General features: G+C 59.1%; 15 protein-coding genes. 10 read left to right on the forward strand and 5 right to left on the reverse strand.

All coding sequences use genetic code 11. From position 1 onward, the window contains the following. The first annotated feature begins 6 nt into the window (after positions 1-6). The 7 genes from IHQ71_RS03255 to IHQ71_RS03285 all read left to right on the forward strand — a co-directional run bounded on the left by IHQ71_RS03255 (position 7) and on the right by IHQ71_RS03285 (position 6,553). Positions 7-1,419, forward strand: a complete 1,413-nt coding sequence (locus IHQ71_RS03255; RefSeq protein ID WP_258160455.1) for a DUF6880 family protein — start codon at positions 7-9, stop codon at positions 1,417-1,419. Between the two features lie 83 nt (positions 1,420-1,502). Then, on the forward strand, positions 1,503-2,939 hold the full coding sequence (locus tag IHQ71_RS03260) for an FAD-binding oxidoreductase (RefSeq protein WP_258160456.1): 1,437 nt from the start codon (positions 1,503-1,505) through the stop codon (positions 2,937-2,939). Continuing rightward, on the forward strand, positions 2,939-4,141 hold the full coding sequence (gene glcE / locus IHQ71_RS03265) for a glycolate oxidase subunit GlcE (RefSeq protein ID WP_258160457.1): 1,203 nt from the start codon (positions 2,939-2,941) through the stop codon (positions 4,139-4,141). The genes IHQ71_RS03260 and glcE overlap by 1 nt, the downstream gene beginning before the upstream one ends. Positions 4,142-4,195: 54 nt before the next feature. After that, on the forward strand, positions 4,196-4,459 hold the full coding sequence (locus IHQ71_RS03270; protein WP_258160458.1) for a type II toxin-antitoxin system RelB/DinJ family antitoxin: 264 nt from the start codon (positions 4,196-4,198) through the stop codon (positions 4,457-4,459). Next, entirely contained in the window at positions 4,446-4,727 is a 282-nt protein-coding gene (locus IHQ71_RS03275; RefSeq protein ID WP_258160459.1) for a type II toxin-antitoxin system YafQ family toxin, read from the forward strand. The genes IHQ71_RS03270 and IHQ71_RS03275 overlap by 14 nt, the downstream gene beginning before the upstream one ends. A 6-nt stretch (positions 4,728-4,733) precedes the next feature. Continuing rightward, positions 4,734-6,032 carry a glycolate oxidase subunit GlcF gene (gene glcF / locus IHQ71_RS03280; protein WP_258160460.1) on the forward strand — a complete coding sequence of 433 codons (1,299 nt, stop codon included), beginning with the start codon at positions 4,734-4,736 and terminating at the stop codon, positions 6,030-6,032. 53 nt (positions 6,033-6,085) lie between these two features. Next, complete coding sequence (locus IHQ71_RS03285; protein WP_258160462.1) at positions 6,086-6,553, forward strand: hypothetical protein; 468 nt, start codon at positions 6,086-6,088, stop codon at positions 6,551-6,553. A 24-nt stretch (positions 6,554-6,577) separates the two neighbouring features. Here the strand turns inward: IHQ71_RS03285 and IHQ71_RS03290 are convergent, their stop codons facing one another. The 3 genes from IHQ71_RS03290 to IHQ71_RS03300 form a co-directional block, all read right to left on the reverse strand. Next, entirely contained in the window at positions 6,578-7,240 is a 663-nt protein-coding gene (locus IHQ71_RS03290) for an outer membrane protein (protein WP_258160463.1), read from the reverse strand. A 203-nt stretch (positions 7,241-7,443) separates the two neighbouring features. After that, on the reverse strand, positions 7,444-8,151 hold the full coding sequence (locus tag IHQ71_RS03295; protein ID WP_374989949.1) for a L,D-transpeptidase: 708 nt from the start codon (positions 8,149-8,151) through the stop codon (positions 7,444-7,446). Between the two features lie 147 nt (positions 8,152-8,298). Continuing rightward, positions 8,299-9,033, reverse strand: a complete 735-nt coding sequence (locus tag IHQ71_RS03300; RefSeq protein ID WP_258160465.1) for a L,D-transpeptidase — start codon at positions 9,031-9,033, stop codon at positions 8,299-8,301. Between the two features lie 194 nt (positions 9,034-9,227). Between IHQ71_RS03300 and IHQ71_RS03305 the strand changes: the two genes are divergently transcribed. Together IHQ71_RS03305 and recO are read left to right on the forward strand one after the other, a co-directional pair. Continuing rightward, the gene (locus IHQ71_RS03305) at positions 9,228-9,836 is read left to right on the forward strand and encodes a DNA-3-methyladenine glycosylase I (RefSeq protein ID WP_258160468.1); all 609 of its coding nucleotides are present in this window, start codon (positions 9,228-9,230) and stop codon (positions 9,834-9,836) included. A gap of 9 nt (positions 9,837-9,845) precedes the next feature. After that, positions 9,846-10,619: a DNA repair protein RecO gene (gene recO, locus IHQ71_RS03310; protein WP_258160470.1), complete on the forward strand. Its 774-nt coding sequence runs from the start codon at positions 9,846-9,848 to the stop codon at positions 10,617-10,619. On the opposite strand, the gene IHQ71_RS03315 is transcribed toward recO, so the two are convergent. Continuing rightward, positions 10,604-10,894, reverse strand: coding sequence for a Dabb family protein (locus IHQ71_RS03315; RefSeq protein WP_258160471.1), 291 nt, complete (start codon positions 10,892-10,894; stop codon positions 10,604-10,606). The two genes, recO and IHQ71_RS03315, sit on opposite strands and share 16 nt — an antisense overlap. A 383-nt stretch (positions 10,895-11,277) precedes the next feature. On the opposite strand from IHQ71_RS03315, the gene IHQ71_RS03320 reads away from it, so the two are divergent. After that, positions 11,278-12,240 carry an IS1595 family transposase gene (locus tag IHQ71_RS03320; RefSeq protein WP_258160475.1) on the forward strand — a complete coding sequence of 321 codons (963 nt, stop codon included), beginning with the start codon at positions 11,278-11,280 and terminating at the stop codon, positions 12,238-12,240. 246 nt (positions 12,241-12,486) lie between these two features. Here IHQ71_RS03320 and IHQ71_RS03325 read toward each other — a convergent pair whose 3' ends face one another. After that, entirely contained in the window at positions 12,487-13,953 is a 1,467-nt protein-coding gene (locus tag IHQ71_RS03325; RefSeq protein WP_258160478.1) for an RNA-binding domain-containing protein, read from the reverse strand. Positions 13,954-14,372: the final 419 nt, after the last annotated feature.

Consider the following 14,372-nt stretch of genomic DNA (forward strand, 5'->3'; position numbering starts at 1 on the left):
CTCTGAATGCCGAAATCGGCGAAAGCGAAACTCGACCAGGCGGGCCTCACCGGCCTCGGGCTTGAGAAGCTCGTGGAAATCCTTCTCGACGAAGTGGCCTTCAACAAAGCGCTGAAGAGCCGTTTGCTCGCCGCACTTGCTGGAGGCGCCGGCGCCGGCGAGGTGGCGCGTCTCATCGACTCGAAGCTTGATTCGCTCCAGAAAAGCCGGGCCTATCTCTCTCCGACCAGGGCCAACACGCTTTCGGTCGAGCTGCGCGGCCTGCTCAGGAACATCACGTCGGAACTCGCGAGCCTCGACCGCTATGCGGCATTCGAACGGGTGCTCCGGTTCCTTGATGTCGGCGCCGTGATCGAGGAGCGTGCGCGCAACGGCGGAGCGCGGCTCGCCAAGCTCATGGACGAGGGCAGGGACAGTCTTGTCGAAGCCGCGTTGAAACTCGACGTCGACGAGCAGGTCAGGTCGGTCACATCGCTGGAGAAGGCGAGAGTCGGTGACGATGATGGAAATCTCAGAGAGCCTCTGCTGGATATCCTCTGCGGGCTGGGTAAGTCGGCAGCCGACGCCTGGAAGGCGATTCTAACAGGAAAACTCAAAGGCCCGACGGAGAAGGCCGCCCACTGGCGAAACACTGAGCCCGTGGCATATCTCCAAACCCTGGCATTGCACACCGCCGATATTGACGCCTATATCGAACTGGAACAACTGAAGCCGCAGGAGCGCCGCGACAATCATCTGATCGCCCGGATGCTGCACGAGGCAAAGCGATATCCCGAAGCGCTCGAATGGGTGCGCAAGCCTGCCGCCACGATGCGCCTCACGCACGCGGACAACGCAGCTACGGCTCCCGCCCAGCCGCCACGGCTGCTTGAAGCGGATATTCTCGACGCGCTCAAGCAGAAAGGCGACGCCCAGGCGATCCGCTGGACGGAATTCGAGCGGACGCTTCGGCCCGATATTCTCCGCAACTATATCTCGAAGCTCGACGATTTCGCCGAATTCGAGGAGACCGACAAGGCCTTCGCCATTGTCGCCGCCAGCCCCCGCATCCACGAAGCGCTGGATTTTCTCGTCAAGTGGCCGCGCCTCGATCTGGCGTCCGAACATGTGCTGCGCCATCTCGGCAAATGGGATGGCCGGCAATCCGGGATCCTGGTCGAGGCGGCCGATGCCTTCCTGGACGACTATCCCGTCGCGGCGACGATGCTCTATCGCATATTGCTCGACGACATCCTGCGTCGCGGAATCAGCGATGCCTATGGCGATGGCGCAACATTTTATGTCGTGCTTCATGAGCTCCAGCCGAGGCTGGGTGCGGGCTTCACCTATCAGAACCATCGCGACTACATGGCGCGATTGAGGGAGAGATATGGCCGCAAACCTGGCTTCTGGCAGCTCATTCCACGCGAACTGGTGTGAACACCGACATAGTGCGGTTGACGCAGCGCGGCAAAACGCGAAAGTGCGTATGCTGTTTCATCGCGGCGCCAACGGAGGAGACGATGACCGAGACCCTGGCATTCCTGCCGCCAAACGAGAAGATCATCTCGAGACGCGCGATCATCGTCGGCGATCTCAGTGATCTGCTCGGCGCCGAAGGCGTGGTCAGCGATACCGCCGAACTCGTGCCTTTCGAGACCGACGGCTTCATCGCGGTTCGCAATCTGCCGCTCGCAGTCGCCCTGCCGCGCACCACGGCGGAGGTCGCCGCCGTGCTCAAATACTGTGCCCGCTACGATATCCCCGTCGTGCCGCGCGGCGCCGGCACATCGCTGTCCGGTGGTGCCATCCCGCAGAACGACGCGGTGGTCATCGCACTCACCCGCATGAACCGCATCCTCGAAGTCGATTTCGCCAATCGCGCCGCGGTGGTACAGGCAGGTGTCACCAATCTCTCGATCTCCGACGCCGTGTCGGCGGATGGCTTCTTCTATGCGCCGGACCCCAGCTCGCAACTCGCCTGCACCATCGGCGGCAATATCGGCATGAATTCCGGCGGCGCCCACTGTCTCAAGTACGGTGTAACGACCAACAACCTGCTCGGCGTCAAGCTCGTGCTTTTCGATGGCACCGTGGTCGAACTCGGCGGCAAGCATCTCGATGCCGGCGGCCTCGATCTGCTCGGCGTCGTCTGCGGTTCGGAAGGCCAGCTCGGCATCGTCACCGAAGCGACCGTGCGGCTGATCGCCAAGCCCGAAGGCGTCCGACCGGTGCTATTCGGTTTCCCGACCGCCGAAAGTGCCGCCGCCTGCGTTTCCGACGTCATCGGCTCGGGTGTCATTCCGGTGGCCATCGAATTCATGGACAAGCCGGCGATCGAAATCTGCGAGGCCTTCGCCCATGCCGGCTATCCCATGGATGCCGAGGCGCTGCTGATCATCGAGGTCGAAGGCTCCGAGACCGAGATGGACATGATGCTCGCAGGCATTATCGAGATCGCCCGCCGGCACGGCGTGAAGACCGTCAAGGAAAGCCAGTCGGCCATGGAAGCGGCACTGATCTGGAAGGGCCGCAAATCGGCCTTCGGCGCCACGGGCCGCATCGCCGATTATATCTGCATGGATGGCACGGTGCCGCTCTCCGAACTTGTCGCGGTGCTGCAGGGCACCTACGATATCTGCGCCAGCCACGGCCTGCGCGTCGCCAATGTCTTCCATGCTGGAGACGGCAACATGCACCCACTGATCCTCTACAATATCAACGACCCCGACGAGAGCGCCCACGCCGAAGCCGCCGGCAACGAAATCCTCAAACTCTGCGTCGATCATGGCGGCTGCCTCACCGGCGAACACGGCGTCGGCATCGAAAAACGTGACCTGATGCGGCATCAGTACAAGGAGGCGGATCTTGCACAGCAAATGCGCCTGCGCGCGGCCTTCGATCCAAAGTGGATCATGAACCCGTCGAAGGTGTTTCCGCTGGAAGGGCGGCCTGTCTGATGCTGACCCCTTATACAGAATCCGACGCCATCTCCCTCGTGAAAACCGCCGCCCGCAGCAACCTCACGCTCGAAATCCGTGGCGGCGGCACCAAGGCCGGTCTAGGCCGCCCCGTCCATACGACCGAGGTCCTCTCCACCTCCGAACTCAAGGGCATCACCGCCTATAACCCGGCCGAAATGGTGATGACCGCCAAATCAGGCACGCCACTTTCCGAATTGGTAGCAGCTGCCGCCGAACACCGGCAGGGCCTGGCTTTCGAGCCCGCCGATTATCGCGGCATCTATGGCAGCGAGGGCGAGCCGACGATCGGCGGCACCTTCGCCTGCAATCTCTCCGGCCCCCGCCGCTTCCAGGCAGGTGCGGCCCGCGATCACCTGCTTGGCCTCCGCTTCGTCAACGGCATGGGCGAAGTGATCCAGGCCGGCGGCCGCGTGATGAAGAACGTCACCGGGCTCGACCTGCCGAAACTGATGGCAGGTTCGCACGGCACGCTCGGCCTGATGACGGAACTGACCTTCAAGGTCCTGCCGCTGCCCGAGACATCCGCCACGATCGTGCTCGCCGGGCTGGATGAAGCCACGGCCACGCAGGCCATGGCCGAGGCACTCGCCATGTCGGTGGAAGTCTCCGGCGCGGCGCACCTGCCCGAGAGCTGCCGCGCCCGGTTCCTCGGTGGCACACTGCCCGTTGCAGGCGCCACCGTGCTCAGGCTGGAAGGCCTCGGCTTCTCGGTGAAGGAACGCGCGGCCAAGCTCGTCGCCGCCTTCGCCAAGGTCGCCTTGGTCTCTCAACTGGATCACGAACAGACAACATCGCTCTGGCAGGAAATCCGCGACGCCAAGCCGTTTCACGCGGATGGTCGGGAACGACCCTTGTGGAAATTTTCCACCGCGCCCTCGATGGGCCACCAGATCCTCTCGGCACTCCGGCTGCAAACCGGCGTCGATGGCTATCTCGACTGGCAGGGCGGGTTGCTGTGGCTGCGCATGGAAGCCGCGCCCGAAGCGGAGCTCGTGCGCGATCTGGTCAAACAGGCGGGCGGACATGCAACGCTTGTGCGAGCGAGTGATGATGATCGTTCCGCAATCCCCGCGTTTCAGCCAGAAGCTCCAGCCGTGGCTGCGCTTTCGGCCCGTATCCGCGAAAAATTCGATCCGGCGGGGATATTCAATCCAGGGAGGATGTCACTTTTAACTTGATGCAGGAAGTGACAAAACATACATATGGGCTACAACGTAGCCCAGGAGAATATGATGAGCGAGAATGCTGTTGTTCGAGCCCGAATTAACGAGGACGTGAAGAACGAAGCGTCAGCTGTTCTGGACGCGATGGGACTTACTGTTTCCGACGCATTCCGGATGATGATGGTACGGATCGCACGCGAGAAGGCGCTCCCCTTTGACCCACTCATTCCGAACGATGAGACGATCGAAGCCATCAAGGCGGCGCGACGCGGCGAACTGACGACCGTTGGTTCGGTTGACGAGCTTTTTGCGAGCCTCAATGCGGACGATTAAATTCTCCAATAAATTCAAGCGCGATTACAAGCGAGAGAAAAGTGGCCGATCAGCCAAGAACCTCGATCCGCTTTTGAATGAGATTGTGCAGATTCTTGTCGCCGATGAGCAGTTGCCGAGGAAGAATTTCGATCATCCGCTCACTGGTAATTGGATTGACTGTCGAGATTGTCATGTGAGGCCGGACCTAGTGCTTATTTATCGCAAACTGGGCGATGATGTGCTGGAATTAGTGCGGCTTGGTTCGCATAGCGAATTGGGGCTTTGAGCGACAATGCAAACCAATTTCACCCCGGCTCAGCTCGCCGATCCCAAGACCGCGGAAGCCGAAGGCATTATCCGCAAATGCGTCCATTGCGGCTTCTGCACCGCCACCTGTCCGACCTATGTCACGCTCGGCAATGAACTCGACAGCCCGCGCGGCCGCATTTACCTGATCAAGGAAATGCTGGAGAACGATCGCGCCGCCGATGCCCGCACGGCGCTGCATATCGATCGCTGCCTGTCGTGTCTTGCCTGCACCACGACCTGTCCCTCCGGTGTCGATTACATGCACCTGATCGATCAGGCCCGGGTCCATGTCGAAAACACCTACAAGCGTCCGCCGCTAGTCCGTCTGCAGCGTGCGGCACTCGCCTATTTCATGACGTCGCCGAAGCGGTTCCGGCTGGCCATGACGCTCGCGGCACTCGGCCGGCCCTTCGCCGGCATCATGAAGCGCATCCCTGCGCTAAAAGCCTTCGGCGCCATGCTCGAACTCGCGCCGCGTGCGCTGCCCGCGAAGTCGCGTTTTGCCGAACCCGGCACATTTCCCGCAAAGCAACCCAGGCGCCAGCGCGTGGCGATGCTCTCGGGCTGCGTCCAGCCGGTTATGGACCCCGGCATCAACCAGGCCGCGATCGAGCTTCTCAACAATCTCGGCATCGAGGTCGTGCTGCCTGACAACGAGGGCTGTTGCGGCTCGCTCCGCCATCACATGGGCCATGAGAACGCCGCACACGCCTCGGCCCGCAAGACCATCGACGCCTGGATATCGGAAATGGACGGCGAGGGGCTCGACGCAATCATCATCACCGCGTCCGGCTGCGGTAGCACGATCAAGGACTATGGCCATATGTTCAAGGCCGACCCGGCCTATGCGGAGAAAGCCCGGCGTGTCTCGGCGCTTGCCCGCGACGTGATGGAATATCTCGACAGCCTGGAGCTTCCGGAACAGCCGTCGCGCGGCATGACCGTCGCCTATCATTCGTCCTGCTCCCTGCAGCACGGCCAGCGCATCACCCTTCAGCCGAAGGCGCTGCTGCGGCGTGCGGGCTTTGCGGTCAAGGAACCGGCCGAGGGCCATCTCTGTTGCGGCTCGGCCGGCACTTACAACATGCTGCAATCCGATATCGCCGACCAACTCAAGGCGCGGAAGGTGAAGAACCTCAAGGCACTGAAGCCCGATGTCATCGCCGCTGGCAATCTCGGCTGTATCACCCAGATCGGCAGCGCGGCGGATATCCCGGTTCTCCACACGGTTGAACTGATGAACTGGGCCTATGGTGGCAAAAAACCTGATGTGCTGAAATAAAACCGCCATCCCGCCCGTGTTATCCGCAATCCTTACGATTTCGGGGCAATGATATGACATCGAGACTGAAATATTGGGCGCTCGGCGCCATCATCGCCTGCACGCCTGCCACGGCCTTCGCCACCGGAGGGCTCGGCTGCAGCATCGACGACGGGAATGTGAACCTCACCTTCGAGTCGATCTTCAGCTATTCGGATATCGGCGGCCTGTTCCAGATCCGCGGCGAGCTCGAATCCAAGGACAAGCGCACCGAGAAGACGCTCCGGAAATTCACGCTCGATGGCTCCGAACTCAAGCAGCAATGGTTTCGCGGCAACGATCTCAAGCTGATGATCTATCGTGAGACGGAAGGCGACGGCGTGCCGTTCGCCTCGGTCAAGCTGATCATCGAGGCAAACAAGCCGCCGGAAGAGGAATTCGAGTATTCCGGCAAATACGCGCTCACCATCGAGCCGGCCACCGAAGGCAGCGAGAGCAAGGCCTTCACCGTCGAGGGTAAGATCACCTGCTCGGCGGGGTGAACCACCGGGCACGGCTGGAGTTGGTTAGAAATTATACGACAGGCCGAAACTGATCGCATTGGTCAGGATGTTCGTCTTGAGCTTGTCGCCCGAGTCGATATCCACATTCACCCGGCTGTAGTTGAATTTGTATTCGGTGAAAGCCGAGATGTGGTCGGTGAACTTGTAGTCCACGCCGAGCATCAATTGCCCCGTGACGCCGCCAAGCTGATATTCCGACGTCGTGCCCGATGGGCGGGTCACTTCCACATGCGGTACGTTCGCGCCGATGCCGGCGCCGAGATAGGGCGTCCAGTCGCGATCGCCCTTGAAGCGGTAGAGCACGTTGGCGGTGGCGAGGTTCAGGCCGTCGGTGAATTCGAAATGCGTCCAGCCCGGCGTCTTGTGATTGAGCGTATTGTCGCGCGCATAGACCTTTGCATGGTTGAAATCGAGCGCCAGCCCGATCTCGTCATAACCCCAGTCGTCGAGCCAGTATGTACCGCGAACGCCCCAATAGGGCGGCATCTCGAATGATTTGCCATCCCAACCGGCCGTGAACTTGGTGCCGTCGGTCACATTGACCGTGCTGTGCGGCGCCGTCTGCCAGCCGCCGTAGACTGAGATTGTCGGATCGGCGAAAGCCATGGTTGTGGATGCGAGAAGCGCGGCAGCGCCAAGCCCGATGCGAACGACTATGCTGTTCATCGAATGTCCCTCAAGGCGCGTGGAGCCCCTGCGCCGATCGTCAAATCACCTGCCGAAGCTATAGCGAATTTCGAGTCCGAAAAAGACACAAAAGCTCCAGCCATTCGATAAGGCGGAAGTGTGTAATTTCTGCAACATCACCCGCAAACAGAAATCCCGGAACTCTCGCCCCGGGATCGAAGATCAGGTCATTTTGCTCGACGTTACTCGAAGGAAGCGAAGAGCTGGCGGAAATAGTCGACGCCCTGGTCGTTGAACCGCACCTTGCCCTGCCGATTGCCGGGACCGACGACGATCACCTTGGCGCCAATCTGTGCGCGATCGTAGAGATGCACGACATCCTTGTTCATCATGCGGATGCAGCCCGAAGACATATTGAGCCCGATCGACCACGGCTCGTTGGTGCCGTGGATGCGGAAGCCCGAATCATTACGGCCCTTGTAGAGATAGAGCGCGCGCGCACCGAGCGGGTTGTTCAGGTTGCCCTTCACGCCCTCGACGCGGTCGGGCAGGATACGGCCCTTCTTGCGCTCGCGGGCGACCATTTCCCTGGGCGGAACCCAGGTCGGCCATTCGGCCATGCGCTGCACCTTCATCACCCCCGACCAGCCGAAGCCGTCGCGGCCGACGCCGATGCCGTAGCGCGTCGCCCTGTTATTGCCTTCGACATAATAGAGGAACTTGTTGTTGGTATCGACGATGATCGTGCCGGGCGCTTCGTCGGTGTCGAGCTTGACCACCCTGCGCTGATATTTCGCCGCCGGCTTCCTGGCGATCGCCACCTTGACGATGTCGCTGTTCGCCCCGTCGATCGTGGCCGCCTGCCGCGTGAACGCATTGGCGTCCTGGACCAGCATGCCCGTTGCGGCAATCACGCCCGCCATCAGGATTGACTGTAACTTGCCGTACATCTTCTTCCCCGTCAGTAGAATATTTGTTCAGAACCGTACCGCACTCACCGATAAATTCAAGAAGCCGGACGTTTGTCCGGCCTCTAACATGCGTTCACATTCATGTGTTTGTCGCAACAATCGGCAAGTGTTGCCCAATTGCGTCTGTCAGATGACGATGACCCGTGTGCCGACCTTCACCCGCTCGTAAAGATCGACGACGTCCTGGTTGCGCAGGCGGATGCAACCCGAGGAGACCGCATAGCCGATCGTCCAGGGCGCATTGGTGCCGTGGATGCGGTAAAGCGTCGAGCCGAGATACATGGCCCGCGCGCCGAGCGGATTGGCCTCGCTGCCTTCCATATGCGCCGGCAGGATGTGGCCCTTGGCCGCTTCGCGCGTGATCATTTCCTGCGGCGGGTTCCATTCCGGCCATTCCGCCTTGCGGGTGATCCTGTGTTCGCCGGCCCATTCGAAGCCCGGCTTGCCGACGCCGACGCCATAGCGCCGGGCCTTGCCATCAGCCAGGACGAGGTAGAGGAACCGGTTGTTGGTGTCGATGACAATCGTGCCCGGCCTGTACTTGGTCTCGTACTCCACCACCTGCGGCAGGAACTGCGGCTCCATCTGCTCGATCGGCGGCTTTTCGGCGCGATAGGTCACCTGCTGCACGACAGGCCGGCTGAACAGGCCGGCACGGCGCACCGTGCGATACTGTACCTGGCGGCGCTCGACCTTGCGCAGCACGCGGGCACGCACGGGGCCGGAAAGCTGCGTCATCCATTCGCCGGCAATGCCGGATTCGATAATGACGGGGCGGATGACCTTGTAGCGCTCGTCGGCCTGGACGGAGACGGCGAAAAGCGCGAATGCGGATGCGAGAAGAAGGGTCTTTCTGATCATCGGGACTACTCGTGACTGGAAACCAAATGAACCTGATGGGCCGACCATGCGCCATATCCCCAAGCGAATGGTAAACGGGTGTTCATTAAGACTGTTTTCCGGCAATGAACCTTTTGTCAGGGTTACTGCCGGGTTTTGAAAGATGGTTATGCAATGGTAAAGCCTTTGAAACGCAGCGATTTCCGGAGGAATTCATGGAAGGATTGATCACGGCGGATAGCGACGGGCTGACGCGCTGCCACTGGCATGGCGGGCTCGAGGACTACATGCGCTACCATGATACCGAATGGGGTTATCCGGTGCATGATGATATCCGCCTGTTCGAGAAGATCTGCCTCGAAGGTTTCCAGTCCGGCCTGTCGTGGCTGACGATTCTCCGCAAGCGCGACGCCTTCCGCGCGGGCTTTGCCGGCTTCGATTTCAACAAGGTCGCATTGTTCGGCGAGAGCGATATCGAGCGGCTATTGGGCGACAAGGGCATCGTCCGCCATCGCGGCAAGATCGTCTCGACCATCAACAATGCAAAGCGCGCCATCGACCTGAAAAAGGAATTCGGCACGCTGGACAAATATTTCTGGAGCCATGCGCCACAGCCCGGCGAACGGCCCGACCGGATCGATCTCGCCTGGTTGCGCGCCAACCCGACGTCGCCCGCCTCGGTCAGGCTGTCCAAGGATTTGAAGAAGCGCGGCTGGACTTTTGTCGGCCCGACCACGGTCTATGCCTTCATGCAGGCCATGGGTCTGGTGAACGATCACCTTGAAGGTTGTTTCTGCCGTGCCAAGGCGCTGGCGATGAAGTAAAGTCGCGGAATGCAGTGGCAAGATGAAGCGATCATACTCGGAGTCAGGCGGCATGGCGAAACCAGCGTCATCGCCGAGGTGATGACGCGCGAGCGCGGCCGCCATCTCGGCCTCGTCCGCAACGGCCGCTCGCGCACCATGCAGCCCGTGCTGCAGCCGGGAAATCTCGTCGAGGTCACTTGGCGGGCGCGGCTCGATGAGCATCTCGGCAACTTCTCCACCGAGCCGCTGAACTTTCGCGCCGCGACGCTGATGGAACATGCCGCAAGCCTGCATGGCGTCCAGGCACTGGCAGCCCTGCTTCGGCTGCTCCCCGAACGCGACCCGCATCCGCATCTGTTCGATATGCTCAACATCGTGCTCGACCATCTCGGCGAGGCATCCGGCGCGGGCGAACTCTATATCCGCTTCGAACTTGCCGTCCTCAACGACCTCGGCTTCGGCCTCGATCTGCTCCAATGCGCCGCGACCGGCACCCGCGAGCAATTGGAATTCGTCTCGCCGAAATCGGGCAGGGCGGTCAGCCGCGATGCGGGCCTGCCCTACCAGGACAAACTCTTCCGCCTGCCGGAATTCCTGAAGGAAGGCTCACGCGAAAGCGCCGACGGGGCAAGCCTCGGCGAGGCCTTCCGCCTGACGCAATATTTCCTCAACCGCCACGTCTACGAACCCCGCGGCCTCGAACCCGGCACCGCCCGTGACGGGTTTATCCGGGCTGTGCTGAATGAGTTGGCGCTTGAAGATCTTGCGCCGGAAAAGCCGCCTCCTCAAATCGCGACGTAGTCGGTCTCCATGAAATCCGACACCTCGACCAGCCAGCGGTCGCGGACGAAGGCGACATGCAGCGGATGGCCGTCATAGATGCCGTAGGCTGCCTGGTCGGCGAATTCCATCGAGAAGCCGAAGCTGAAACTGTTCTTCGGGCTCGTCTGCCGCAGCCGCTCGAATTTCTGGACGCCCGGAATTTCGGTCAGCACCAGCGCATCATCGAGGAATTTCTTCTCCTCGGCCGAGCCTTTGGCATGCTTGAGATTGAATGCGACGGTGTGACGGATCATGCGGATACCTCCCCTTGTGGTTGGGTGAAGAGATACGGGAAAGCACGACAAATCAAGTGCGGGAAGACCCCGCCTCAAGACCTTTTGGGTTGGGGCTCGGCTGCTTGCCACAACCGCGACGCCCTCCTCGGGCTTGTCCCGAGGATCTGGTGCGCTATCCGATTAACCATGCTAAAACAAACATTTACGTCGCGCTTCTATCCACCCTTACCAGATCCTCGGGACAAGCCCGAGGAGGACGTCGCGGGTGGTTTGCTGAGAGGCGCAGGGCGAGGTCTTCGCTCCTAAACACAGCTTTGAGATGAAATAGGAAAATAATCCTAATATTATACTTGCCGTACCCATTTTCCTGTGATATACAATTATCACAAGGAGTTACCGCAATGTCCATTCTTTCTGACCGCCACTTTCACGATGAAGCCGCTGCCTACCGCTTTGTAGAGAAGCGCGTTTGGCCGGAAGGCCCGGTTTGCCCGCATTGCGGCGGCTTCGATCGTATCAGCGCCATGAAGGGCACCAGCACCCGTATCGGCACCTACAAGTGCTACCAGTGCCGCAAGCCCTTCACCGTGAAGGTCGGGACCATCTTCGAAAGCAGCCACGTCAAGCTTCACCTGTGGCTTCAGGCTATCTTCCTTATCGCTTCTTCGAAAAAGGGCATCAGCTCCAACCAGCTTCACCGCACCTTGGGTGTCACTCTCAAGACCGCTTGGTTCATGTCTCACCGCATCCGGGAAGCCATGCGCGAAGGTGGCCTTGGTCCGCTCGGTGGCGAGGGTCAAATCGTTGAGGCAGATGAAACCTATTACGGCAAGAAGGACGGCCCCGCGCCGGAAGTCACCACCAGCGGTCGCCCCTTCACCAAGTCTGGCAAGACCGGTCCGTCACACAAGCGGGCGATCCTTAGCCTTGTCGAGCGCGGCGGCAACGTCCGCACCTTCCATGTTGCCCATGCCAACAAAGAGAACGTGACCGAACTGGTGAACCAGAACGTTTCCCGCGAAAGCATCCTCATGACCGACGAAAGCCGCCTCTACAACGAAATGGGAAAGACCTTTGCCGAACATCATTCGACCAAGCATTCGGCCAAGGAATACGTGCGCTACGAAGGCGATCTGGTCATCCATTCGAACACCGTCGAAAACTACTTCTCCGTGTTCAAGCGCGGTATGCGTGGCACCTATCAGCATTGCGCTGAAAAGCACCTGCATCGCTATCTTGCCGAGTTCGATTTCCGCTATAACAAGCGCGTCGGTCGCGGCGTAAATGATGAAGCCCGCGCCGGCATGATCCTTGACGGCGTGGTTGGCAAGCGCCTGACTTATGAAACAACTAGTGCGAGGTGAGAAACCATATGGGATCGTCAAACCAAGCCGATACAAGCCAAGGCCCAAAAAGCCCAAAGGCTAAACTGACCCAAAAGGAACAATCCGAGCGGTTTATAAAGGCCGCTCGGGAACTTGAGGCAGATGAAAGCGGACAGGCCTTCGAAAGAGCGGTCAAGCCGATTCTTTCAAGGAGTCAACCAAAAAAATAATATCCCGTTGAATCTGCACAGCTTTCTCAAAAACGAGGCGAACTCAACAAATAAACTACGCCCACCACGGTAGATATCTAGCAACGCGATATCCCTGATCCTTATCAAGAGGCTTTATCAACCCAGTGTCTTGGGCATCTCGGATGACGTTCGATATTTGCGACGCTTGCGTGTCCTTAAGGCCAAGTCTTCTACGGAGACTGGTGTTATTCATCGGGTCGTTTCTCAATTTTTTGAGGACGGCGTGCTGGTAACAGGCTCTTATTCGGTCATCCTTTGACATCACTGCGAAATCCGTAGTCCTGAAGAGTGTCACGACGTAGGACTCATCAATAATTTGAAACAGTGGCGGCGCTTGGTTCGCCGTCTCTATGGCCATTAGAGCGCGCGTGTAGCCGCTACCGCGTTCTTCCGCGTGTCCAGCGCGCCTCATAAAGGCTGCGAGCGTCTCATTTCTAGACCGTGGAGGAGCGTCTATTATCCGTTCTGGGTCTGCAAATGGCTTGCCCAGGTTATGGATGACCATTCTGTCAGAAAAGATTTCAATCGTTGGCCGCGAGCCGGTCGCCAATAAATCTTGGTGGATAAGCGCATTGGCAATAAACTCGCGAACCGCGATTTCCGGATAGAGCGTTTCTCGCTTCCTTACACCAGTAACAAATATTTCCTTACCCAGAACTTTTCCCATTACGAAGCTGAGGATCTTCGGGAAGGTGATTGCGTAACCTGTCTTCCCCGTAGTGTCGCTGGTCGCAGTCGTTTTCTCTCGTCCTTTGTAAACAATAACTCTCGGTGATTTATTAGCGACGCTCGCAAAATCCCCGAGATTTTTTGCTGCCAGCAGGGCGAACAGATTGGTAACGTCATAGCCACCCTGCAAGTCATCAATAATCAAACCGTCGCCTAGAAGATTCTCGACCAAATTTTTTTGTGACATCACGGTTGGGTAGAAAATATCGGCAAATTCCTTGCAGTGAAATTTGTCTGTCAGGTCCGCCTCTCCTACGTGCGTCGCTGCTAGAGCCTTCTCAAAGGCATGCTGATTTGTTAGCGCCCAAAGGGTTCGTTCTTTTGCAGGAGCGTTATCAAGGTTAGTTTTGTTTTGCCCAATCCTTATGTACGCGACGTTCAGAAACTTCACAGGTCGGTCGTAGGTCGGCTCAATGCTGGCGATTTCAACTCGCTTGCCATCGATGTAGGTGGTTTCAATCGTAACGTTGATTTTCGGATTAAGCCGTTGGTTTAGCCAAATCGCAAAATCCTCGCCGTTTTTCTTTTCTGCTTTCAGGCTAACGCTGGTGCCAACTATTTCGTGAGTTCTGTCGTCTACACCGTAGACCAAGAATGCGTGCCGCTTACCCAGCAACATGGCGGAGTTAGCTAAAGCCGATACATACTCGCCAAATTCCTGTGCATCAAAATTACCTCGCTTGAACTCGAACCATTCGGTTTCCGTCTCGTGGGAGCAGAGGGTAATAACTAAATTGACGGGGTCAGCTATGGCCATGCCTGAATATGACATGACGCCCCAATTCTTATCAAGTGGGTACGCAAAGTATAATATTAGGAAAATAATCCTTCCATATTCCCCAACTCCATGCCATACTCCCTGCCGTTCCGTATCGGCTACACCCTGAGGCGTCAGGGCGAGGCGGGACCGGTGACCGGCATGGAGAAGCGACGTAAGTCTCCATGCGGGGCGTCCGCGAGAAGGGCCAGTCCTCTGGGGACGGCAGTCGAGAGACTGAGTTTCGCCCCGGACGTGCGCTGTAGCGCACACATGATCGTTTCCCAAGGTCCTCAAAGGCTGCGGGACAACGGGGGCAGTGCTGGCGAGTTCGGGGATGGAGACACCGTTTGACGGGGCACGGCAACGTGTCTTAACCGGCTGCCGCGAGGCGGCCTATTACCCTGGCACGGAGACGTGCCCCGGCCGATCCT

Source organism: Rhizobium sp. TH2, assembly GCF_024707525.1.
Lineage (GTDB): Bacteria > Pseudomonadota > Alphaproteobacteria > Rhizobiales > Rhizobiaceae > Rhizobium_E.